19 protein-coding genes and 1 pseudogene are annotated in these 22123 nt (G+C 67.1%); 9 read left to right on the top strand and 11 right to left on the bottom strand.

Features of this window, described 5'->3' with window-relative positions; all coding sequences use genetic code 11:
- Positions 1 to 2: 2 nt before the first annotated feature.
- From H7694_RS17000 to H7694_RS16950, 11 genes are all read right to left on the bottom strand, one after another.
- Complete coding sequence (locus H7694_RS17000; protein WP_193599397.1) at positions 3 to 989, bottom strand: ATP-binding protein; 987 nt, start codon at positions 987 to 989, stop codon at positions 3 to 5.
- Positions 986 to 2968, bottom strand: coding sequence for a Mu transposase C-terminal domain-containing protein (locus tag H7694_RS16995; RefSeq protein WP_193599396.1), 1983 nt, complete (start codon positions 2966 to 2968; stop codon positions 986 to 988). Before H7694_RS16995 ends, H7694_RS17000 begins: the two co-directional genes overlap by 4 nt.
- Before the next feature lie 2 nt (positions 2969 to 2970).
- On the bottom strand, positions 2971 to 3666 hold the full coding sequence (locus H7694_RS16990) for a TnsA-like heteromeric transposase endonuclease subunit (RefSeq protein WP_193599395.1): 696 nt from the start codon (positions 3664 to 3666) through the stop codon (positions 2971 to 2973).
- Between the two features lie 478 nt (positions 3667 to 4144).
- Entirely contained in the window at positions 4145 to 4738 is a 594-nt protein-coding gene (locus H7694_RS16985; RefSeq protein ID WP_193599394.1) for a hypothetical protein, read from the bottom strand.
- Between the two features lie 125 nt (positions 4739 to 4863).
- Positions 4864 to 6111, bottom strand: a complete 1248-nt coding sequence (locus H7694_RS16980; protein WP_193599393.1) for a M23 family metallopeptidase — start codon at positions 6109 to 6111, stop codon at positions 4864 to 4866.
- Positions 6112 to 6116: 5 nt separating this feature from the next.
- Positions 6117 to 8153 carry a hypothetical protein gene (locus H7694_RS16975; protein ID WP_193599392.1) on the bottom strand — a complete coding sequence of 679 codons (2037 nt, stop codon included), beginning with the start codon at positions 8151 to 8153 and terminating at the stop codon, positions 6117 to 6119.
- On the bottom strand, positions 8150 to 10678 hold the full coding sequence (locus H7694_RS16970; RefSeq protein WP_227468414.1) for an ATP-binding protein: 2529 nt from the start codon (positions 10676 to 10678) through the stop codon (positions 8150 to 8152). Before H7694_RS16970 ends, H7694_RS16975 begins: the two co-directional genes overlap by 4 nt.
- 115 nt (positions 10679 to 10793) lie before the next feature.
- Positions 10794 to 11369, bottom strand: coding sequence for a hypothetical protein (locus H7694_RS16965; RefSeq protein ID WP_193599391.1), 576 nt, complete (start codon positions 11367 to 11369; stop codon positions 10794 to 10796).
- Between the two features lie 9 nt (positions 11370 to 11378).
- Positions 11379 to 11702 (bottom strand): hypothetical protein, encoded by a 324-nt coding sequence (locus H7694_RS16960; protein ID WP_062635271.1) that lies wholly within the window; start codon positions 11700 to 11702, stop codon positions 11379 to 11381.
- Between the two features lie 16 nt (positions 11703 to 11718).
- Complete coding sequence (locus H7694_RS16955; RefSeq protein ID WP_193599390.1) at positions 11719 to 12708, bottom strand: conjugal transfer protein; 990 nt, start codon at positions 12706 to 12708, stop codon at positions 11719 to 11721.
- Positions 12708 to 12944, bottom strand: a complete 237-nt coding sequence (locus tag H7694_RS16950; RefSeq protein WP_193599389.1) for a hypothetical protein — start codon at positions 12942 to 12944, stop codon at positions 12708 to 12710. Before H7694_RS16950 ends, H7694_RS16955 begins: the two co-directional genes overlap by 1 nt.
- 312 nt (positions 12945 to 13256) lie before the next feature.
- Between H7694_RS16950 and H7694_RS16945 the strand changes: the two genes are divergently transcribed.
- The 9 genes and pseudogenes from H7694_RS16945 (at position 13257) to H7694_RS16905 (ending at position 22122) form a co-directional block, all read left to right on the top strand.
- Entirely contained in the window at positions 13257 to 14060 is an 804-nt protein-coding gene (locus tag H7694_RS16945; protein WP_193599388.1) for a hypothetical protein, read from the top strand.
- Between the two features lie 66 nt (positions 14061 to 14126).
- Positions 14127 to 15353, top strand: a complete 1227-nt coding sequence (locus H7694_RS16940) for an IS256 family transposase (protein ID WP_413782948.1) — start codon at positions 14127 to 14129, stop codon at positions 15351 to 15353.
- Between the two features lie 79 nt (positions 15354 to 15432).
- Entirely contained in the window at positions 15433 to 16494 is a 1062-nt protein-coding gene (locus tag H7694_RS16935) for an IS110 family transposase (protein WP_193599387.1), read from the top strand.
- Between the two features lie 12 nt (positions 16495 to 16506).
- Positions 16507 to 16683, top strand: a pseudogene (locus H7694_RS16930) (IS256 family transposase); the annotation flags it as partial.
- A gap of 919 nt (positions 16684 to 17602) precedes the next feature.
- Positions 17603 to 18277: a ParA family protein gene (locus H7694_RS16925; RefSeq protein ID WP_193599386.1), complete on the top strand. Its 675-nt coding sequence runs from the start codon at positions 17603 to 17605 to the stop codon at positions 18275 to 18277.
- A 1-nt stretch (position 18278) separates the two neighbouring features.
- The gene (locus H7694_RS16920) at positions 18279 to 18878 is read left to right on the top strand and encodes a hypothetical protein (RefSeq protein ID WP_193599385.1); all 600 of its coding nucleotides are present in this window, start codon (positions 18279 to 18281) and stop codon (positions 18876 to 18878) included.
- A gap of 119 nt (positions 18879 to 18997) precedes the next feature.
- Positions 18998 to 19684: an SAF domain-containing protein gene (locus tag H7694_RS16915; RefSeq protein ID WP_193599384.1), complete on the top strand. Its 687-nt coding sequence runs from the start codon at positions 18998 to 19000 to the stop codon at positions 19682 to 19684.
- Positions 19685 to 19690: 6 nt separating this feature from the next.
- The gene (locus H7694_RS16910; protein ID WP_193599383.1) at positions 19691 to 20518 is read left to right on the top strand and encodes a hypothetical protein; all 828 of its coding nucleotides are present in this window, start codon (positions 19691 to 19693) and stop codon (positions 20516 to 20518) included.
- The gene (locus H7694_RS16905; RefSeq protein WP_193599382.1) at positions 20515 to 22122 is read left to right on the top strand and encodes a CpaF family protein; all 1608 of its coding nucleotides are present in this window, start codon (positions 20515 to 20517) and stop codon (positions 22120 to 22122) included. Before H7694_RS16910 ends, H7694_RS16905 begins: the two co-directional genes overlap by 4 nt.
- Position 22123 lies beyond the last annotated feature (1 nt).

Here is a 22123-nt window from a genome sequence, read left to right as displayed (position 1 = left end):
CCTCACACCTCGACTACGGCCGGTGTTGGATCGGGCGCGGGGGTGGTCCCGAATACGGTGTCGAGGTCGAGGCGTTCGGTACCCGTGTCGATCGCGTCGATCGCGAGCATGTGCACCATCCCGGTGAGATCCCCAATGACCCCTCCGGTCGCGGTGTGGAGATGGCGAACGTGGCGGAGGATCGCGCCGGGTTCCTGATCGATCAGCCCCAGCGACGCTTCGACCGCGAGCAACAAGTCCGCCCACGCGGCGCGGGCCTTGCCGGTGGCTTCGAACTTGTGCAGCCGCATGATCTGGAACCTGCTCGTGATCTGCCGGCCTCTCGTGCCATCCAGGAGCCCGCTGCCCTCGACATCCGCGCCGGCGTACACGAACGTGCCCGGGCACTTCTCCGACAGCTGCTTGAGCGTGTCGGACGCCTCACTCATCTGCTTGTACTTCTGGTTGATGTTGTGGATCTCGTCGACGATGATCAGCTCGGTCCGACACGTCGCGATCACGCTCGCGACCGTGTTCATCAGCTCACCCGTGTTGTAGTGGGTCCGCACCGGCAGGCCCAGGAAGTGCGCGAACTCGCCCAGCATCAGCTTCGGGGTGCACGACGGCGGCACCGACACGTAGATCACCGGGATCGACCCGGACCCGGACCCGCCGACATCGCGACGGCGCCGCTCGAACCGGCGGGCGATGTGCGCGACGGTCGTGGTCTTCCCGATGTTCGGTTCGCCCGAAACGATCACACCGAGCTTCCCGTGCGACTTGTACGTGTTCAACATCAGCCGGCGGCGGATCTCAGCCTCGATCGCCGCGAACTGACCGGTAGCGACCACCGACCCACGCACCATGAACTGCTTCCGCGCCTCACGGTGCAGCGCACGGTCCGCTGGTGACATCGCCTCCAGTTCCTCGCGAGTGACTGGTAGTGGCTGGTCGACGGTCTCGCTCACGAACGCGGACCACCCCTCCCTCGTATTGATCGCCTGCGTCATGTCAACCGCTCCCACACCCCGTCATCATCGTCAAGCAGCGAGAACCCACCGCCGCGCTCCCAGATCACTTCGTCTTCTACCTGCTCCTCGGCTGCGTCGTCGCGGGCGTCGGCTTGCGCGGCGCTCGTGTAGTGCATCGGATCGCGGTTGACCTCCGCGGATCGCGCCGCCCGGTTACGTTTCGTGCCCGGGCGGACCCACTGGGCGCGTTTCATCCGATCCGCGAGCTGGGCAGCGTCCTCCCGGGTCACGCGGTCGGCATCGGCGTCAGTAGCGCGGGATTCCCGCCAGATGTCGCCGCCCATCGGCTCGTCGAGGAGGTCCGGTGTGGCGCGGAACGGAACGAACGCGCCGTCATGCTCGACCCACACATACAGCGGGTTGTGCGGGTCGTACCGGATCACGCATGGACGGGTCGCCCCTTCCCCTCGCGAGCCGGCCGCGCGGAGGTCGGGGAGTCGCTTCGACCGGTACACCCGCCGGTTCTGGTTGATGCCGTAGTCCTGCAACGTCACCTTCTTCGACGGGAGCAGCCCGATGAAGTCATCTACCCCGAACGGCACGTGAATCTCTGGCGCGACCCGTCGGTACGCGCGGAACATCTCGTTCGGTGTCAACGACCGACCCGGAAGCAGCGGGTCGGTCAGCCCGTCATGGGGGCGGTTCTGCCACTCGATCGCAACCCAGTCCTCCAACAACTCCTGCAACTGCGCGACCGCGAGGACATCATCGGTCGGTTCCGCCCGACCCCGCCTGTCCACACTGCCACCGGTAAACCCCTCCAGGTACTGCACGAAACGGGTCACCATCGACTCGAACGTCCGCTCCACATGGGGCTTGTCCGTCGGGGTCTCCTTCCCCGCGAAGATCAACGAGATCCCCACCCGTGCGCATCCCGACCGGAACGCTTCGGAACGGTAGATCTTGCCGTTGTCGGTCGTGATCGTCTCCGGGAAGATGTACGGCTGCGCCAACCGGTACTGATCGAGCTTGTCCTGCTCGATCATGAACTGCCCCGCCCACGACGCCGCGACCCGCTCCCGCTGCTCCCGTGCCCCCGGGGGACGGAACTCGTACGGCGTCAGCGCCCGCGCGAGCACACCAGCCAGATCCGCACTGTTCGTCGCGATCGCACGGACCAACGCCGCGAGAATCGACCTCGTCGCGACATCATGGATGATCGTCAACTCCGCACGATTCAGCCGGCCATCCAGCAACCGGGACGGCACATCGATCACCGTGCTATCGATCTGCACATGCTCCCCCGGCCGCAACGACCCATGCAACTCGAACGCGCGACCCGGCTTGTTCGCCGCCGTCTCTCTCGCCCGCGCGGAGCTATTCAGCTTCCGTGCGGTCGGGTGCGCCGCGATCAGCCGATGCAGCGTCCGGTCGCTCGGTAGCTCCAGATCGTCGCCAAAGTCCTCCTCAAGCATCCACTTCAGGTTGTCGACCGTGCGGGTGCGAGTCCCCGATGAACGCTTGATGCCGGCCGCGCCGAGCTCGCTCAACGCCGCACTAATCCGCGCGTCAATGCCAGGCTTGCGCCCGTTCAAGCGTCGGCCGTCGACGAGCCCGATCACTCCCTCCGCCAGGTAGCGACGGAACTTTCGGCGCACGGTCTCCGTCGAGGCATCGAGGTGGGGCTGCATCGCGGTCCGTACATCGTTGAGCAGTGACCCCAGAGGCGCGCCCTTGTCGAGGAGGAGCTTCATCGCTTCGAATTGCTCTACCCACGCCTCGACGAGACGTCGCTCAATCGCAGGCAGCTCAGCGATCAGCTGAAGATCTGACGGTTCGGACGACGGCGGCCGCACGTCATGCCAGGAGGCATTCGGCAAGCGGAGCAACTCTTCAATGACAACCTGTCGGACGAAGTCCTCTTTCAGGGATCGCAGCACCGCATGTCGGTAGTCGATCGCGATGATGATGAAGTCGTGATCGTCCCACGTCAGCCGTGTCCCGATCCCGGCGCGCATCGCTACACCGCCCTCGCCATCGAACGCAGCGACAATCGATCGTCCGGGTCGACTTGAAGCCGCCGCCACCACGCAGCGGAGTAGACGGCACCCAGTGGTTCCGGGCACGCGTCGTTGAGTTCTGACGCCCAATCCTGCAACGTCCGCTCCTCCCCCACGTGCGCGCCGAGGCACACGTCCGCGCCGGTGGAAACCCACCGGTCGTAGCGGTACCCGGAGAGAAATCGGAGGTTGCGGTCCTCCATCGTTGAGATGTCGCTCACCACCTGATAGCCCCAGCCGAGACCCTCGCATAGCGCAGCGGTCCACCGGAACGTCTCGACATCCCGCTCATCGATACGCTTGGCAGGTTTCACGTCGACGACAACTCCGCGACCGTCGCGGTATCGAACGAAGAAGTCCGGGACATGCCACCGCGCACCGACTCCCCAATGAACCGTCATCGGCTGCGACGCGATGGCGAGCACCCGCCGGTCACGGTCGAACCGCATCAGTGCGGCGCGCTCGTACAACGACTCGAACCACACGTGCCGACCGGTGGTCGCCGCCCAGTAGAAGCCCTCGTAGTTCTTCTTGTGCTTCCACGACTCCGGTTGGCGCACACGATCCGTGACCTCGAAAAGAACCCCGGCGACGTCCACAGCACTCCGACGATCCCGGCGACCAGACGCAACCCACTCGATCTCGACACGAGCCACGTCGATGCTCGGCGCCGGAGATTGGATCCCGTTCACTCGCCCACCCCCTCACTGATGGATGTTCAGTTGAAGAAGGGAACCTGACGGCGCCAGAGTACGACCATCCACCCGAGACGCCCGCCGACCGCGGCCGCGTGTCGCCCGACTCCAGACACAGAATCAACGGCGCAGACACAGAATCAACGTCACCGACACAAGATCAATGGCACAGACACAGAATCAATGTCATCGGACAGCCACATCGCGGCGCGCATGAGCGCAATACCTCCGCTACACCCGCGCTTGACACGGGTGATAGGATCAAGCCCGATCGGCGTTCTGCCGCAGGCACGGTTGTCGAATCGAGCTTGACCCCCTCCCCCTGGGAAATATTTCCAGCAGCAACCCTCGCGCAGGTATGGCGCAATATCGCGGCGCATATCGGCGGCATACTGCGGCGCATACTCCCTGCAACACCCCGGAGCTCGCCGGGGTGAGGTCAGTCGTCGGTGGCGTCGGGCGGGGTCTGCGCCTGCCGCCGGCGCTCCCATTCGCCGCGGAGCCACTCGCCTTGACGTTGCGCTGCGGCACGACTGATGCCCCGTGCCTTGGCCGGCGCCGGCGGGAACGGGACGCCTTCGTTGTAGAGCTGCTCGAGATGGCTCGCTTCGCGCTCGAAGGCGACCTCGACGAGACCGGCCAACGCTGGGGCGCCCTCCGGCTTATCCTTCGTCGCCCACCACGCAGCCTTGAGCCGCGCATGCAGGGCAACCGGCAGGTAGTAGGTCTGGTGGCGGTACCCGGAAGCCCCCTTGGGGTTGACCCCCTGGGCGCGGGTGGGCGCGGCTTGGAACGGGACGCCCTCGTTGTAGAGCTGCTCGAGACGGTCGGCCTCGTGGCCGATCGCGACCTCGACGAGACCGGCCAACGCCGGCGCGCCCTCCGGTTCGTCTCTCGTCGCCCACCACGCAGCCTTGAGCCGCGAGTGCAGGGCAACCGGGAGGAAGTACGCGATTGAGCGGTAGCCGGTGGCCGAGACTGACCCTGCGGGTCGGTCGGCGTCGCCAGTGGCGCTGACATCTGTTGAGGGCACGAGTCACCGTCTGAATGGGGGAGGCTTCGGCCCCGTTTCGGGCCGGGGCTGATCCCCACACTACAGGCCGGTTTCCAGGTCGTCAGTAGGGCGCAAACCGTGATATCGCGCGGGTTTCCAGGGGGCTAGAGGCGCCGGCAGGTGCCGTCTGTGGGGCAGATCTCGATGCCGTAGAGGCGGAGGAACTCTTCGGGGTCCACGAAGCCGGCGTACTGGGCGGGAGCACCCAGAGCAGGTGCTTCCCGCAGCGCGGCGACGGCCGCGTTGGTCGTCCCGTTCTTGTTGATGCGCAAGTCCAGGTGGCATCCTCCGCTGGGCGGCACGTTCCCGACCGCACCGATCTGCTGGCCGGCAGTGACGGTGTCCCCGACGTCGACGAGGCGCTCGCTCTTGTACATGTGCAGGTAGGAGACCACGAACCCATCGGGGTGTTTGATTGACAGCCACAGCGAGCTGCTGAGGGTCACCGTGCCAGGCAGGATCGCGTAGACGGGGTCGCCGCACGGGTTCGGCCAGTGCTGCAGGTCGATCGCAACATGCCACGAGGAGGCGCCAGGGACCGAGATGTCGCGGGGACCGTAGCCGGACGTCATCTGGTAGCCCGGAGAGAGCGGGAATGCGGCCTGCCCGACGACGGTGCTGCTGTCGCAGCTGACCGACCCGCCGACCGCGGTGATGATCTGCTGAGCGGCGGGCTCCCACTTGTCGTAGGCGGTCGGGTACGCGGAGACCTGCACGGTCTGCGCAGCCTCTCCCAGCCCCATCTCCTCCCAGCCGGGGATGTCGAGCAGTCCTCGAGGAGATCCGCCGTTGGGGCCCTCCTCGCCGCCGAAGAACGCCTTGGCGGCGTAGACGGGGTCCATGAGCTCCTCGACGGTGCCCCAGCCCGACACGCGCTGCTGGAAGTAGTTGACCGAATCGTGGTCGCTGCCAACCGCGTCGTGCGGATAGTCGAGAGATTCGGGCACCGAGGAGTTGGCATACATTTTCAGGCCGGACTCCTGCAGCGCGGTCATGATCGCGATCTGCTGCCCTCGCGCGGACACACCCAGGGATCGAGCGACCGAGAGGATGGTGGCCGCGTGGCTGAGCTCGGTCGCACCGAGGGTGCGGGTCGATCCTCCGGTGGTCTGGACCTCGAGCTTGTCGGTGGTCAGCGACCCCGCTGTGCACTGCGACGACCCGCCGCCGGAGGCGCCGGCGATCGCCATCATCAGGAACATCGTGTAGCCGGCGAAGATCACCACCGGCACCAGCACGAGCGCGATCACCCAGAGGATTACCTTGCGCGAGCCGCCACCGTCCCCGTCGTCTCCACCGCTGACGGCGCCTGCGACGTCAGCGGTGCGCTCGAGCACTCCCGATGCGGACATGCGGACTACTTCTGCGCGATCGCGAGCCGGGCACGCATCTCACCGCTGCGCGGGGATCGAGGGGCGCGCGGAGGCAGCGACGTGATGTCGACGACCCCGGAGGAGGAAGGGCGCCGTTCGATGCGCCCCATGCCCGAAGAGTCCACGACGATGCGGCGCGGGCCGTCCGGGGTGCGCGTCGACGTCGGCGCCGGGTCGACGACCATCGGAACCACCTTCGGGTCACCGGCAGCTCGTGGCGTGCTGCTACCGGCGGACGCGGCCGCGGAGACCGCCTTGGATGCCCCCTTGGTCGCCACCCGGCCACCGACCTCGAGCGCCGCGGCGCCGGCGGCGCCGGCAAGACCGCCAGCTGCGGCGCCCTTACCGATTCGCGCGGCCGTGAACACCAGATCCGCCGTCTTCGATGCCTTGGCGGCGGCACCCGCCGCTGATCCGCCCCCAGAGCCCTTCTGCGGCGACGGGAGCGCCGGACGGCCCGACGAGCCGCCGGATGGCGAAGAGGGCGGCATAGGCGTCGCGGGCGGGCGTGTGGCGGTCATTGTGCCGATGTCCTGCGCGGCCGCAGCGCCGAAGTTGATGGAGCGCGCGTCGACCGTGTTGTCAGGGCGGCGCAGAGCCGCGGCCGCGATCGTCGACACGGCGCCCATCGCCGCGACGGTCTTGACCCCGTCGCGCTGCGTCGGGCCACCCTTGCCGATTCCGTACCGCGAGAGCTGCTCGGCGATCGACCGGCCTGTCTTCTTCGCGATCCGGCGCGCCCGGATGATCAGGAACAGCAGCACGATCATCACCAGCGTCGCGAAGGTCATCTGCGCGACGAGCGGGATCCCCAGGCTGCTGAGCCCGGTGATTGCTGCGACGGTCAGCTTGAGAACGGCAGCCATGACCACCGCCATGAAGACGATCGCGACCAGGCCCATGAAGGTGTCGGCGAGGGACTTCCACAGCGGGTATCGGTTGACCGGGAGGATCCCGATGTAGACGTTCCACATGGTCTTGATCGCGGAGATCAGGAAGCCGAGCACCGTGACCAGGAACAGCACGCCGAATGCCATCGGGAGGATGAACAGGGTCAACGCGCCGGGGGTCATCGTGACGGCCGTGAGCACCTGGCCGAAGTTGGGGTTCTGGTTGAACGTCTTCGCCGCCTCGTCGCAGCCGCCGACAGCATCACGGACCTCGTTGCCGCCGGTCTGGATCGGCGCCGAACTGGTCATCGTGTCGGTGAAGGTCGTGGCGCACTGCCCTTCAAGGGCGTGGCCGAACGCGATCGTCTGCGCAGGGATCTTGACGAAGATGTCGACCAGCTGCGATGTGACCGCAGCGGACAGCAGGTTCTCGGAGTCGAGCTCCGTGCTGTTGATGTCGTCGGTGACGACGACAGCGGCGATCTGACCGCCGTACTCCTGGGCGGTGTCGAAGGCGCCGCCGGCGGCGGTGAGCGAGGCGATCGGGTTGGCGAGCAGCCCGGTTGCCAGCACTGCGCAGCACGCCGAGATGAACAGCTCCGCCCACCCGGTGGAGTGCCGGCCAAGCATGATCGCCAGGCCTGCGACTCCGCCGGCGATCGTCAGCGCGAACGGGATCCACGCGATCTCGCCGAGGAAGTCCTGCAGGAGGTCGGCCAGCGCACCGAACGGTGCCGCGACGATGTCGACCCACTCGAAGGAGAGCAGCCAGTTGCAGAACCAGATCATCCACGACACCAGACCCAGATGCCCGGTCCAGATCGGGTCGATCCACATGGAGATGAAGAACTTCCCCATCGTGAACACGTCGCCGCGGTCAAGCGGGAGCACCGTGTAGTTCGACAGGGGGACACCGTCGCTGTCGGTGATGTCGCCGCCGAGCATGAACGGGGATGAGCCGCCACCGTCAGCGGCGAAGGCCCAGTACGTGTTGCCGAACAGGACCAGGAACACGTCGATCAGGATCACGGCGAAGACCTTGCTCCACCGAGGATGATCATGCACCCAGAACCGGACCCGCCAGAACGCGCCGCCCAGGGTCTCGAAGGTGTGCCGGTAGAACCCGATCATGGCGTCACCAGAGACGGAGTCGACAGCACTGCTTCGCGTCGGTCGGGGCGCTCGGGGAGGGTCTTGCGGAACTTTCCGATCCGGCCGCGCTGGTCACGGACCAGGCCCTCACCGCGCCGCTCAGGGGCGACCTTGCCGTCCGGGCCGAGCGGCGACAGATCCTCGGTGACCACCTGGACCATCGCCGGGTCTGCAGGCTCGCCGGTCAACCACTCGATCGCACGACGCGCCAGCTCCTTGTCGGTCTGACGCATCACGTAGCGGGTCTTGAGCAGGCCGCGCGTCTGGGTCTCACCGAAGTCGGCGGGATCGTGGGAGCCGAGGGCGAAGAACGCGCGGTGCTTGCGGCCATCGCGGATGCCGATGCGCAGATCGCGCTCACCCTCGGGTGACTGGGTGATGTGGTGGCACTCATCGAAGTAGGCGCCGGCGAGCTCGCCGGGGTTCATGAAGCAGACCTCGCGGGAGATCCCCATGAGCATCGCGTACATCGCGCGCCCGTAGATCTTTTCCAGGGGCATCTCCTCGAACAGGTGCGCGTGCTCGAGCTCGGTCTTGTCCGGCAGCGACAGCCCATGGGTGAGGAAGACCAGGGCACGCGATTTCAGGTCGACAGCGGTCAGCCCGTCGTTGAAGAGGACCTCGCCGATGTCCTTCGACGCGACCAGGTTGATCAGGCCCGACAGCTCATCGCTCTCCGCGGAGGAGATCGTCTTGAGATGCGCCCGCAGGCGACCGAGGCTGGTGATGTCGTGCGCGGCGACGTACTCCGGCTCGAGGAGGCGGGACAGGGCAACGCCTCGGGAGTCGCGGGCCCGGATGCCGAGCATCACCGCGAAGAGCGACTGCACCATGCGTGCGCCGACGAGAGGGCCGAACACCCGCAGCGGGTCCAGCGAGTACTCCGGGGTCATCAGGTCGACGATCGTCGTGGTGTCCGGCCGGAGGCTCTGCGCGAAGACCGCGTACTCCTTGGCCTCTGTGCGGTCGATCGCGACGACGCGGCCGTTGCGGTCGACCGTGTCGCCCATGTCTCCCTTGAGCAGCACGCTCTTGCCGGCGCCGAGCTCGGCGACCACGCCGAAGCTGGCGCTGGTGTCGGCCTGGATACTGCCGTCCGCGTCGCGGAGGATCGGGGTGTGGCGTGCGGTGCTGATGTTCTCGCCGAAGCGGGCGCCCTTCTCGTCTCCGAGCTCGTTACTGGAAAGCGGCACTCCGGTCGCGAACTCCCGGCCGGTCGTGATCTGGGTGAGCTCACGGACGATGCGCCCGGTGGGTGTGCCGGGGATCATCGCCCACCAGAGCTCCTCCTGACCACCCAGGGGCGCCTCGAGGAGGAAGTCGGCACGCTTGTACTCGTCTGCGACGAACCGGCCCTTGGCCTTCGCGAGATCGGCGGTATCTGCCCCCACAGCGAACAGCACCGTCGCCTGAACCTCGACCTCCTTGTCGGAGCGGTTGAGGGAGGCGTGGTACGCGGCCAGCGTCTCTGCGATCTCGCCGAGGTCGGATCCGCCGCCGGTGATCGTCGCGGTGCCCTCCTGATGCTTGTACTGCTCCTCGAGGGCGGTTTCGGCCTTCTTGTTGCGACGCTTGACCTCGTCGGCGCCGGTGACGGTGAAACGGATCCCCCAGTCGACGTCGAGGGGGAACTGGTCGACGTGTGAGATCCACTCGACGCCGGGCGAGACCCAGCCGGCCTTGGGCGCGGCGACCATGGCCTGCACCACCTGGTAGGACGACGTCTCGTCCGCGTAGGGGCTGTGCACCTTGAGGTAGCGGCGCTTGAACGGGAGGAACTGCTGCCCGGACTTGGGGGCGATGTCACTCTGCCCGCCCTCGTCGAGCCAAGGGTTCGGCATCGCGGAGGGCATCTGGAAGTGCGCGAGCTCGTCGGCGCCGAATCCGTCCTCGGTACCCTCGGCGGGCGGGACAGGGGCGGCGAGGTCCGCGGAGAGGCCGCGCTGCTGCGAGTGGAGAGCGATCCAGATCTGCTCGGCGGGCGTCGCGCGGGTCGGCTGGAACGCGGCGGGGATGCGGACCTCGATCTCCTTGGCCATCCGCGCAGCCGCGGCCATCTCGGAGTCGGTAGGCAGCTGACGGGGAAGAGCCAGCGTGTCACGCAGCTTGGTGTCGGCGGCGCGCAGTGCCGACATCGCGCGCGCCTTCATCGAACCGGCCGCGAGCGGGACCGAGAACCAGAACGCGCGCGTCCCGAGCGGGATCTGCTCGAGCGCGTCCAGGGTCAGCTCGACCTCGCGCGCCCAATCCGGGCACTCGTCGATGCGAACCCCGTCCAGCATCCGCTCCACGATCGACACCGGGTCCAGGTCAGCGCACAGCCCCAGCAGCAGCCCCTCGCCCCGGTGGGCCTGGAAAAGCGCCTGGTGGTGCGCCTTGACGAGCTGCTTTGCGGCCGCGGTGGCGTAGGCATACGGGAGCGGCTGCAGCCGCCACGTCGCCCAGACCACGCCCGAGCGGGTCCACATCAGGTTGCTCGTCATCGCGGTTGCCGGAATCTGCATCGTCGTCTCGTTTCTCAGTCGGTCGGCGTGGCCAGCAGCAGATCGCGACCGCCGCTGAGGGGTGCCGTGATCGACGTGCCGCCGAGGATGGGGAGGAGGGCTGAGTAGCTCATGGTCAGTTGCCTCCTCGGGCTTGCTGCAGCAGGCGCTCGACGCCGCTGACCGCGTGTGCGGGTGCGTGCGCCGGCAGCGGCGTCGAGCGCGGCTGCAGGACCGGCCGCGCCACGACGGGCGCTTCCGGTGCGGGTGCGGTGTTCTCGCTATCCGGGCGGGCGAGCGTGACTCCGACCGGCTCGGCGATCGTTGTTCCGCCGCCTGCGAAGTGGGGCGGGCGAACCCGCATGGTCACTCCGCGGTAGCGGCCGGCTGCGGGGCGGGTCATCGCGGACATGCCGCTAGTGATGATGCTCAGCAGGTTCCGGCGTGTGGCCGGGATCCTTCCGGCTCCCCACGCTGCTCCCCAGGACACGAAGGCAGCGACGGGAATGTCGACGATCGGAGAGCCAGTCCCCCACACGCTCTGCGTCATCAGCGCGACGACCAGGACGATCGCCAGGACGACGCCCTGCGTCAGCGTGTAGGGGCCCCCAGGGATCTTCGTGCCGTCGTGGAGACGGCCGATGAACTTTGGGAACCGGCGGCTGCGCGTGTAGAAGCGCGCAACCTCTCTCTCTTCGTCGCGATCGGCCACGTTCGCCCCTTACGCGACCAGCCGGTAGACCGTGTCGCCGGCCGCGGTGGTGGTCTCGTTGAGCACCAGGACGTCCGCCGGAGCTGCGATCTGGTGGATCGTCACTCCGATGGCGTCGACGGTCTCGGTCTGGATGAGGCCCATGACCCACTCGCCACCGCCGGCGGCGAGGAACATGGCCAGACCGCACGCGATGCCGGTGATGATGGTCGTCGCCATGGCGAACCGCACCTTGGCGGCGACGACGAAGAAGATCACTGCTGCTGCGAGAAACACGACCGCCCGGAAAGCAGTCGTCGCATCAGCGGTGATCCCGTTGATCCAATCGAACATGGTTGGTGTTCCTTCCTTAGTTGCCGTTACCGGACGGTGTCGGCGTGGGGGTTGTCGATCCCTTGTCGGAGACCGCTTGCGGTGCAAGATCAATGGCGCTGACCTCCCAGCGGGAGGCACGCGCGGTGAGGGTGAGCGTGTACGTCGAGGTCACTTGCTGGTCCAGCGGGCTCAGCAGTGAGACGGTCGCGAGCACCTTGAGGGTGTCGCCATCGCTCGGGGACTCCGTGGGCGTCAGGTCCGACCGCAGCTCCTCGACGTTGACCATCACGTAGGGGGCGGGCGAGATCGCCACGAACGATGTGTCCGGGGCGCTGTATCGGGACAGGTCACCCGAGCCGGCAAGGTACGCGCCGAGGAACGCCGACACCGTCTCCGCAGACGGGTCAGAGGATCCGATGGTCTGCTTGTAGACCAGCGACGTCGTCTTGCCCTGGACGGGAGCGGAGATCTGGGCCGGAAGACCGACTGCCCGCACAGTGTCTCCGTTGACCGCGATCGCCACCTGGAAGTAGCGGCGCGGCCAGCTCGTCGTGCTGGTGTCGTCGGTGTCCGTCACCGACAGCTCCTTGATGTTCGCCGCGACAACGACGTTGACGAAGTCCGAGCCGTCGACGGGCGTGATGGAGACCACGGACAGGTCGCGGTACTCCCAGCCCGTGACCGACAGCTGCCGCAGCGCCGCCAGGTCGACGTAGGTAGCCAGATCGCCCGGCGCGTCCTTCGTCGCGCTCAGCCACGAGGACACGAAGCCCTCCGCGTATCCGCCGGCAGCCTGCTGCTGCGTGCTCAGCCCCGCTGCCTGCGCCTCGGGCGCTGCGGCGACGACGGGCGCCGGACGTGCGGCCGCGGCGAAGAGCGCGATGGGCCCACACGCGATCGCGGCGAACAGGAATGCGGACAGCACCTTGCCGCCCAGCTGCCGACCATGGGTCCAGCTGCTCCCCTGTGCCGGGACGGTCTTCGTCTCCTTGGCTGGCTTCGACGTCTTCTCGCGGCGCGCCATTATGTAGCTCCTCCCACTCGCAGCTGCGCCACCCGCAGAGCTGCCGGCACCGCTGCCGAGAGCTCCTCAACCGCCTTCACCACGCGGCCATGCGTGGAGGGGTCGAAGGGTGCGTCGAGGGTGCTCGCCACCGCTTCCTCGAACCCCTGGCGCGCACGGATCGCGCGTGCAGCGTCGGGCTTGAATCCTTCCCACATGGCGTCGTCGGCGCTGTCTGCGGTGCTGCTCTCGCTCACGTTTCTGTCCCTTCCGCGGAGTCCTGATGCCTCCCGACCAACGGGGGCATATCTGTATAGGCCGGGTTTTCGGCCCTTCGCGGACATCGCGGATCGAAGAAATCTTGCGTGGATATTGCGCCCATACAGCGAGACATGGAAACCACCCCTGGCCTGGCGTTTACATCACCGGATCGTGACTCAGACCCACCGAAGCCAGCATCCGCCGGCCGGGCACTCTCCTGCCCGGCCGGAACTTTCCAGGATCTGAACCAGGGGTGCTGAGGAACGTGGCCCTTCGTCAACCGACGTCACGACGAAGGGCCATTTCTCATGACTGCTTGGGCGAAGACATCACCTCTTGCCGACCAACTGTTCGACGAGTGGAACAGCTTCCACTCCCACACCACTCACCACTTCGGAACGCTCGGCGAGCTGACCGGCGATGAGGCCGTGAACCTCATCCGGCAGCCGCAAGCTCGCGAACAGCGCGACGCTCTCTTGCTCGAGCTGCTCACCCTCGAGCACGCCGGCGATACCTTCGCCGGCCGCGTCCTGCTCAAGTCGTTCATGCCGCTCGCGCTGCGGCTGCCGAGCAGCTGCAGCAGCATGCGCAGCCTGTGGCAGCACTCCCCCGCCGACGCCCGCACCGCGACGATCGGCGTGCTCTGGGAGGTCATTCACACCTACCCGCTCGAGCGCGTCCACTCCGTCTCCGGAAACATCCGTCTCGAGACGATCAAGAACCTCGGAATCTGGTTCGGCAGCGAGCACAGCGTCGACGCGATGCCGATCGAGGACGAGCTGCTCGAGAAGATCGCAGGCCCCGACGAGAGCGACGACGTCCTCCGGGATCTGGTGACGATCCTCACCTGGGCGATCGACTCCGGCACCCTCCGCCGCGACGAGGTCCAGCTGCTTGCACGCATCGAGCTCGCAGAGGGTGACCCCGGTGTGGCGCGTGAGGAAGCAGCGGCCGAGCTCGGCGTCAGCCGGGAGACGCTCAACCGCCGAGTGTGCCGAATCCGCACCAAGCTCATGCAGGCCGTCAGCGGCGACATGGAGGCCAAGGTCTCCTACGCCAGCGGAGCCCCGCATAGTGGTGTAACCCACGGTGGTCGCGCACGTCGTTGCTGACGTGAACGCGGTCACCGTGTGATCCTTCGAGAAGTCTCTTACCCCAACTCGAAAGGCATCAACACGATGACCGCTCCCCACATTGTCGACCCTGCAACGGTGCTCGGTGAAGCCCTTGCCGACGCTTCCCCGGATTTGATGCGACACCTGCTGCAAACGATGATCAACGCCCTCCTGTCCGCCGACGCCGACGCCGTGGTCGGCGCCGAATGGGGACAGCCGTCCCCTGACCGCCTCACCCACCGCAACGGCTACCGCCACCGCGATCTCGACACCAGGGCTGGCACGATCGATGTCGCGATCCCGAAACTGCGATCGGGCACGTATTTCCCGGAGTGGCTTCTGGAGCGTCGCAAGCGCTCCGAGGCGGCCTTGATCACCGTGATCGCCGACTGCTACCTCGCAGGCGTCAGCACGCGGCGGATGGACAAGCTGGTGAAGACCCTCGGCATTCACGCCCTGTCGAAGTCGCAGGTGTCCCGGATGGCTGCCGAGCTCGACGAGCACGTGAACCAGTTCCGGCACCGCTCTTTGGCTGAGGCGGGCCCGTTCACGTTCGTCGCCGCCGACGCTCTGACGATGAAGGTTCGTGAGGGTGGCCGGGTGGTGAACACGGTCGTGCTGATCGCCACTGGCGTCAACGGTGACGGCCGCCGCGAAGTGCTCGGCCTGCAAACCGCGACAGCTGAGACCGGGTCGGCGTGGAATGCGTTCTTCGCAGACCTCGTCGCCCGCGGCCTCACCGGCGTGCAGCTGGTCACCAGTGACGCGCATGCCGGTTTGAAGGACGCGATTGCCGCGAACCTGCCCGGCGCGACCTGGCAGCGTTGCCGCACCCACTACGCGGCGAACCTGATGAGCGTGAGCCCGAAGAGCATGTGGCCGGCGGTGAAGGCGATGCTGCACTCCGTTTATGACCAGCCCACCGCCTCCGACGTGCACGCCCAGTTCGACCGCACCCTGGATTACGTGACCGAGAAGCTGCCCGCGGTCGCCGAGCACCTCGATACCGCCAGGGCCGACATCCTGGCCTTCACCGAGTTCCCCAAAGACGTGTGGTCCCAAATCTGGTCGAACAATCCCAACGAGCGCCTCAACCGCGAGATCCGCCGCCGCACCGACTCCGTCGGCATCTTCCTGTGTGTTTCTCTTGACACTGGCGGAGCGATCAGCACCGCTGGGAGGCTCGTTGAGGTGTCAAGGATGACCCGGAATCTTTCTGTCGACCCGGTTGCGACGGGTCTGACCCCGTTAGGGCCAGTCTCCTCGACACCTCAACGGGTGGCCGCGTGACCTGATAGCGGCGTGATTGACCGGACGACAGGAGTGTCCAACGCCACCCGGCCTCAACCCTACGGATCGGGAGAACACCATGACACCCCTCGTAATCGGGATCGACCCACACAGCCGCGTTCACGTCGCTGCCGCCGTCGATCACCACGGCCGTTGCGTCGACAAGCACGAGAGCGGAGCCGCCCCGCAGCAGCTTCATGAACTCGTAGATTGGGTCGATCAGACCGGCGCAGACATCGTCGCGATCGAAGGCACGAAAGGCTATGGGCTGCCGCTTGCGCGGCTGCTGGTCGCCGCGGGTCACACCGTTGTTGACGTTTCATCGAACCTCACAGCCGACGAACGGAAACGCTCCCGCCGGCCGGGCAAAGACGACGAAGGGGACGCTGTCGCGATCGCACGCATCGCGCTGCGCGAACCCGATCTCCCTGCCATGGACGCGACGCATCTCGACGCCGACCTCAAGCTCCTCGTCGACGCACGAGACCAGCTGGTCAGCGAGGAAGTCCGTGTCCGCAACCGTCTCCACGCACTGCTGCTCGTGATGTCTCCGGGCTACCAGGCCGTGACTGGCCCGTTGATCTCGCGCCCGGCGTTCGGACGAGCCCGGAGTCTTGCGCTGAAGGCGCGGAAGACGGACCCGATGCGCGCCAAGCTCGCGCTGGCAGCAGTGCGGAGGTTGAACGCGCTGCGAGACGAGCAAGCTGAGCTGGTTACGGAGATCGACGCGGAACTTGCACGTCGCCAGCCAACGCACCTGCTCGCGATTCCGGGAGTTGGTCCTCTCGTCGCCGCGAAGATCCTCGGCGAAGCTCGCGACCCGCGCCACTACGCGTCAGCCGCGGCATTCGCCGCGCACGCTGGCGTCGCACCGATTCCGGCCTCCAGCGGCAACACACATCGTCACCGTCTCGCACGCGGCGGGAATCGGCAGCTGAACCGCGCGCTGTTCACGATCGCGATGGTTCAAGCACGTTGGCACCCACCAGCTCGCGACTATCTCGCCAAGAAGCGGGCCGAGGGAAAGACCAGCGCGGAGGCTCGCCGTTGCCTCAAACGGCACCTCGCGAACATCGTCTACCGAGCGCTTATCCTCGACCTCCAAAAAGGCGACGACCACCAAATTGGTGCAGCTGCTTGACGATAGCGGCGCCCCAACCGCGACGCGATCATCCGCCTGGTCGGCGGCGTCCTGGCCGAGCAGACCGACGAGTGGGCCGAGGGGCGCCGCTACCTCGGGCTGGACGTTCTGGCCCGCTCCCGCATGCGCGTCCTGCCCGACACCGAAAGCGAGGTGGTCGCCGACACCTTCATCGCGCTCAGCGCATAAAGCGAAGGATCAGCCGTTACACCACTTCCAGGGACTTGACCCCTACGCCCCGCGCCGCAGCTGAGCCAACCCGCCATCCAGGGGGCAAGCGCAGTCGACGAGTCGAGCGCGCCCCACAGGCCGGAGCACACTCACCGCTCCGCCCCCAGACCGACAGGGCCTCTGGATGGCCCCCAGGGGCCCTGTCTTCCCCTCCGCCTCACTCGGAAGCCCTCCTCATGGCCGAAATCGCCTCAGCGGGCCGCACAGGCCCGCTTACGCCCGCATCCATCGTTTGGATGCCCCGCCACGTCGCCCTGACCAGCCCTCGCGACACCGCGCACTCCACCATCGCCAGCGCCGCGCCACACACGCGCCACCCCGCCGCAATGCCCTGCGCTGTACCCTCGCAGCAAGGTCGCGATAGCCTCTGCCACTCCCCCGCCAGATCACCGCATCACTCGCGCGATACGCTGAGCAACCTCCGCACCACACCCGCGCTAGTTGTCCGCAATAACATCCGCAATACTCGCGCTAGCACATCGCCCTACCCGCGCATGATGTTGCGCTCTAACAGGCGCACTACTAGCGCGAGACTGTTGCCTGTACAGCCCTTTGATTGCGCATTGCTTGTGCCTGTAGGTCGCCACTCTGGCGCGTGTCATGTAGCAAATAGAGCGCAAGTGCGTGCGCACTGCATGCGCGATCTTTGCTCTTATAGAGCGCGCGAAGTGCACGGCTCTAGCGCGGTTGCATCGCACTCTCTAGCGCATATGCGACGCACGACACGCGCGATTGTTGTTGCATATAGGCGTGAATGTGACGCTATACTGGCGCCCATGAACCCGCCACAGTTGCCCCATACCCGCGCCACACATCCGCACATCGCGCGCTCGACTGGCGCGACCGCTGTCAACACCATCATCCGTGGAGGCCGATCGTGAGAATCATCGGCGTCTGCAACCAGAAGGGCGGGGTGGGCAAGACCACCACCGTCATGAACCTCGCGGCCGCGCTGTCCCGCGCCAACAATGTGCTCGTGGTCGACGTCGACCCGCAGCAGTCCGCAGCACGCTGGGCCGAGCGAGCGGGGGATGACCTTCCGTTCGACTTCGCAGCCGACGTCGATCCCAACAACATCATGGGATTGCGTGACCTCGACGGCTACGACATCGTCCTCGTCGACACGCCTGGCAGCCATGAGAACACCGGCGTCCTCACCGCAGTCCTGCAGGTCGCCGACTTCATCGTCCTGCCGCTGGAAGCCGCCACCATGGCGATCGAGTCGGTCGCGGACACCTTGGTCGAGCACATCATCCCGACGGGAGTGCCCTACCGACTCCTGCTGAACAAGATCGACACCCGCCGCGGCGGTCGGCGACTCGAGGACTGGCAAGAGCAGCTCGACACCGTCGAGTTCATCGAGGGGCAGATCGGACTCCCGCGTTTCCAGCGTCACATTCGTCTGTCCGCGAGCGTCGAGGACGCTCCCTTCGACGGCAAGGTCGTCACGCAGTACACCGATTCCCGCAAGAACCAAGCAGCGATCTCCGACTACACCAGTGTCGCGTTGGAGCTCACGTCGCTGTGGGCCAACCAGATGAAGGAGGCCTGACATGGCTCGTCAGGATCTCGGAAAACTCACCCGCCGCACCGCGACGACGCCGGCTCCCGCAGAACCCGTGGAGCCCCCCGTCGACCAGGCTCCGCCTCCGGAGCCCGCCCCTGCAGCGGCGGTCGAAACCGCGGCCGCTCCTGCGAAGAAGCAGGCGCCGCGCAAGCAGCCGACTCGCACGACCCGCACAGAGGACGAAGACGGGGGAGAGGGGGAGGAGCGGGAGACCGCGACCAAGGGCGTCCCCGTCCACCTTCCGGTCCCGCTGAACGACCGCCTGCAGGCGTACATGGCCAAGACGCGCAAGAGCCACCAGACGGTCCTCCTGGACGCCGTCTCGGCTACCTATAAGCGTCTTCCTGAACTGATCCGCCAGGCCACCGCCGGCGGAGAAGAGACTGACGAGGACTGGACGGATCTGTTCAACAGGCAGAAGCGTCCCGCCCCCGTCTCCGACGCGGGGCCCCGCGTGAAGCACACCGTGCGCGTTGCCCCGTCGTACCGCGCGATCCTCGATCGCGTCACCGCTGAACTCGATGCTCCCTCCCGGAACTTCGTCATCATCACCGCCTACGAGGCATTCCTTCCGCCTCTCGACTAGACGGTGAGGTGTCCAGCTACAGCAGAAGACCAGCTGTCGCTACGGCGGTATATGAGACACTCACCGGACTGCTTAGACACCTACCCCACATCCGCCCCACGATGAAGGACTGACCTCCAATGACCACTGACCGCAAGAGCAAGCGCACGAAAGAGACCATCGAGCCGGGCGAGCAGAAGCAAGGACTCACTCCTGCAGTCCTGCAGCCGACGAAGTCTCGCCGGCGCCCCGCGATCATCGCCCTCGGCATCGCGCTTGTTCTCCTCGGCGGAATCGGCGTGTGGTGGGTCACCACGAACCTCACCCGCACCGTCAGCGTCATGGCGACCAGCGTCGACGTCTCGCGCGGGGAGACGATCACCACGGACGACCTGACGACCATCCAGCTCGCCGGCGGGCAGCAGGTCGACGCGGTCTCCGCCGCGGATGCCGCCGACCTCGTCGGAACCACCGCGCTGGTCGACCTGCCCGCCGGCACCCTCATCACGTCGGCCAACACCGGCGACACCCTCGCGGTGCCGGCCGGTTCCTCGATCGTGGGCGTCACGCTCACCCAGGCGCAGATGCCCGGCTACCAGCTCGCAGCAGGCGACAAGGTCCGTGTCGTTGAGACCCCCGTCACTCAGGGAGACCCGCCCGTCGAGACCCCCAAGAGCTTCAACGCCACGGTGTTCACCGCCACCTACGACACTGAGACCCAGGTGTGGGTTGTCGACCTGGTCGTGCCGAACCGTGAAGCACCCGACATCGCCGCTCGTGCCGCCACAGGCCGCGTCGCGCTGGTCATCGACTCGACGGGGGAGTGACCCCGCATGGCGATCATCTTCCTTGCCAGCGCGTCCGGCGCTCCCGGCGTGACCACCGCCGCCGGCGCCCTGGCCCTCAACTGGTCCAAGCCCGTGATCCTCGTCGAGGCCGACACCACCAAGACCAGCAGCATCATCCCCGGACTCATCCGCGGGCAGGTCTACCACAGCACCGGACTGACCGAAGCGGCCGTCGCCGACCAGTACGGCGCTCTGACCCCTGACAAGCTCTGGGAACAGACCGTCGAGCTCAGCCCCCGCTCAGTGCTCATCCCCGGCTTCAAGAGTCTGCAGGGCGCCGCCGGCGCGGGCCCCCACTTCTGGCGGGCACTGCTCGACGCGCTGCGCCCCTACGAGTCCGCCGGGTACGACATCCTCGTCGACGGCGGGCGCCTCCACGTCAACGACCCTCGCCTCCCGCTGCTGCGCGAGGCGGACAGCATCACCCTGTTCACCGATCGCACGCTGCCCTCCGTGGCAGCCGTGCTCGCACACTGGCGCTCCCTCGACGAGAACCGCAACACCGTCCCCGAGTGGCTGCTGAACACGCTCAACGAGATCGGGCACGCCAGCTACGTCGATCTCCTCGTCACCGAACGCCCCACCACGCAGGAGACCTGGCCTCTCAAGACCGTCACCAAGCAGATCGGCATGAACCTGCTGGGCACCATCCCCTGGGATCCGAAGGGCGCCGCCATCTACTCGGTCGGCGCACCCACCCTCGGCGCCCAGCGCACCCCCTACGCGCGGGCCATCGGCGCGCTGCTGCACAGCTACAGCGATGTCCTCAACACCCGCACTTACACGACCACCGACTGGGAGGGACAGCAGTGAGCGACCCCAAGCCCGACCCCGCAGACCTGGGAGACATCCCGTTCTTCACCGCGCCGGCACCGGCCACCCCGCAGGCGCCGACGACCGCACCGGCCGACACGGGCCTGCGCAACCTGGGCCACGCCGCCGCGCACCTGACCCGCGCGGCACAGCGGAACGCCCCGGCCGAGGCAGTCCCCACGGCACCCGCAGCTCCGATCGTGCCGGCACCGCCCACCATCCCCGAGCGGCCGGCACCCGAGGTCACCCCGCCAACCACCCTCGACGCGCGCAGCGATCTGCCCTGGGCCGACATCGCCGCCATTCGCGACGAGGTCTCCCGTGAGCTCGCCGCAGTGTTCAGCGAGTCCATGGACATCACCGCCGAGCAGCGCGAACAGACAGCGCAGGACCACATCGTTGACCGGGTCCGAGCTCGCGTCGACGACCAGACCCGCCGCCCCGGCGAGGGGCGCTGGCCGGCCCCGATGCAGACCGCCATCCGGCAGGCCGTCTTCGACCAGCTGTTCCGCCTGGGTCGGCTGCAGCCGCTCGTCGACGAGCCCGACGTTGAGAACATCCACATCAACGGGTTCGACGACGTCTGGATCTCCTACGCGGACGGCCGCGTGGTCAAGTACCAGTACCCGATCGCCGAGAACGACCGTGAGCTCGAGCGAGAGATCAACCTGCTCGCCGCCCGCTCGGGGGAGGGCGGCCGATCGTTCACGAGCGCCCGGCCGCGACTGCACATGGACCTGCCCGGCGGGGCGCGTCTGGCAGCGATCGCCGAACCCGTCGCCACCCGACCGACGATCGTCATCCGTATCCACCGCCTCGTCGACGTCACCCTCGACCAGCTCGTGGAGCGCGGCACCATCACCCGCCAGGCGGCAGCCTTCCTCCGCGCGGCCGTCATCGCCGGGGTCTCCGTCGTCACCAGCGGCTTCCCCGGCGCAGGCAAGACCACACTGCTGCGCGCACTCGCCGACTGCATCCCGGCCGAAGAGAAGATCGTCACGATCGAGATGGAGCGTGAGCTCTACCTTCACAAGATCAACGACCGCCACCCGCGAGTGGTCTCACTCGAGGCGAAGCCGGGGGAGGGGGAGCGTGGCGCCGATGGTCGGCTGCCCGGTGAGATCACCCCCGAAGACCTGGTCTACGACACCCTCCGACTGGACACCCAGCGCTTCATCGTCGGCGAGGTCCGTGGCCCTGAGATCTACGCCATGATGCAGGCCATGCAGTCCGGTGTCGGGTCGCTGTCCACCCTGCACGCCGCCAGCGCAGACGACTCGATCGACCGCATGTCGGCGCTGATGCTGTCCCGCGGCAACAACACGACCCCCGTGTACGCCTACCGGATGATCGAGCAGAACATCAAGATCGTGGTGCAGATCTCGAAGATCATCGACCCCGCGACCGGCAAGCCCCGCCGCGTCGTCACCGAGATCGCCGAGATCCTGCCCGGCGAGGAGCAGAACAACTCCCGCCCCGTGGCCTCTCAGGTGTTCCGCTTCGACCGATCCAGCGGCAGCCTCATCACCGCTGACATGCCATCGCCGCGGCTCCTCGAGGAGCTCAAGTTCTACGGCTTCGATCCCGCGAACCTGGGAGTGTGAG

It is taken from the genome of Microbacterium sp. YJN-G (assembly GCF_015040615.1).
Classification (GTDB): Bacteria; Actinomycetota; Actinomycetes; order Actinomycetales; family Microbacteriaceae; genus Microbacterium.
Note: the sequence above shows the minus strand (reverse complement) of the source record. Positions and strands in the feature narration are given on the sequence as shown.

What these genes read in the sequence shown, in the direction of transcription:
- H7694_RS16960 (WP_062635271.1), bottom strand. Translation starts at nt 11,702, where the DNA reads ATGTTCGATTGGATCAACGGGATCACCGCTGATGCGACGACTGCTTTC.
- H7694_RS16910 (WP_193599383.1), top strand. Translation starts at nt 19,691, where the DNA reads ATGGCGATCATCTTCCTTGCCAGCGCGTCCGGCGCTCCCGGCGTGACC.
- H7694_RS16945 (WP_193599388.1), top strand. Translation starts at nt 13,257, where the DNA reads ATGACTGCTTGGGCGAAGACATCACCTCTTGCCGACCAACTGTTCGAC.
- H7694_RS16970 (WP_227468414.1), bottom strand. Translation starts at nt 10,678, where the DNA reads ATGCAGATTCCGGCAACCGCGATGACGAGCAACCTGATGTGGACCCGC.
- H7694_RS17000 (WP_193599397.1), bottom strand. Translation starts at nt 989, where the DNA reads ATGACGCAGGCGATCAATACGAGGGAGGGGTGGTCCGCGTTCGTGAGC.
- H7694_RS16940 (WP_413782948.1), top strand. Translation starts at nt 14,127, where the DNA reads ATGACCGCTCCCCACATTGTCGACCCTGCAACGGTGCTCGGTGAAGCC.
- H7694_RS16915 (WP_193599384.1), top strand. Translation starts at nt 18,998, where the DNA reads ATGACCACTGACCGCAAGAGCAAGCGCACGAAAGAGACCATCGAGCCG.
- H7694_RS16920 (WP_193599385.1), top strand. Translation starts at nt 18,279, where the DNA reads ATGGCTCGTCAGGATCTCGGAAAACTCACCCGCCGCACCGCGACGACG.
- H7694_RS16980 (WP_193599393.1), bottom strand. Translation starts at nt 6,111, where the DNA reads ATGTCCGCATCGGGAGTGCTCGAGCGCACCGCTGACGTCGCAGGCGCC.
- H7694_RS16955 (WP_193599390.1), bottom strand. Translation starts at nt 12,708, where the DNA reads ATGGCGCGCCGCGAGAAGACGTCGAAGCCAGCCAAGGAGACGAAGACC.
- H7694_RS16995 (WP_193599396.1), bottom strand. Translation starts at nt 2,968, where the DNA reads ATGCGCGCCGGGATCGGGACACGGCTGACGTGGGACGATCACGACTTC.
- H7694_RS16975 (WP_193599392.1), bottom strand. Translation starts at nt 8,153, where the DNA reads ATGATCGGGTTCTACCGGCACACCTTCGAGACCCTGGGCGGCGCGTTC.
- H7694_RS16935 (WP_193599387.1), top strand. Translation starts at nt 15,433, where the DNA reads ATGACACCCCTCGTAATCGGGATCGACCCACACAGCCGCGTTCACGTC.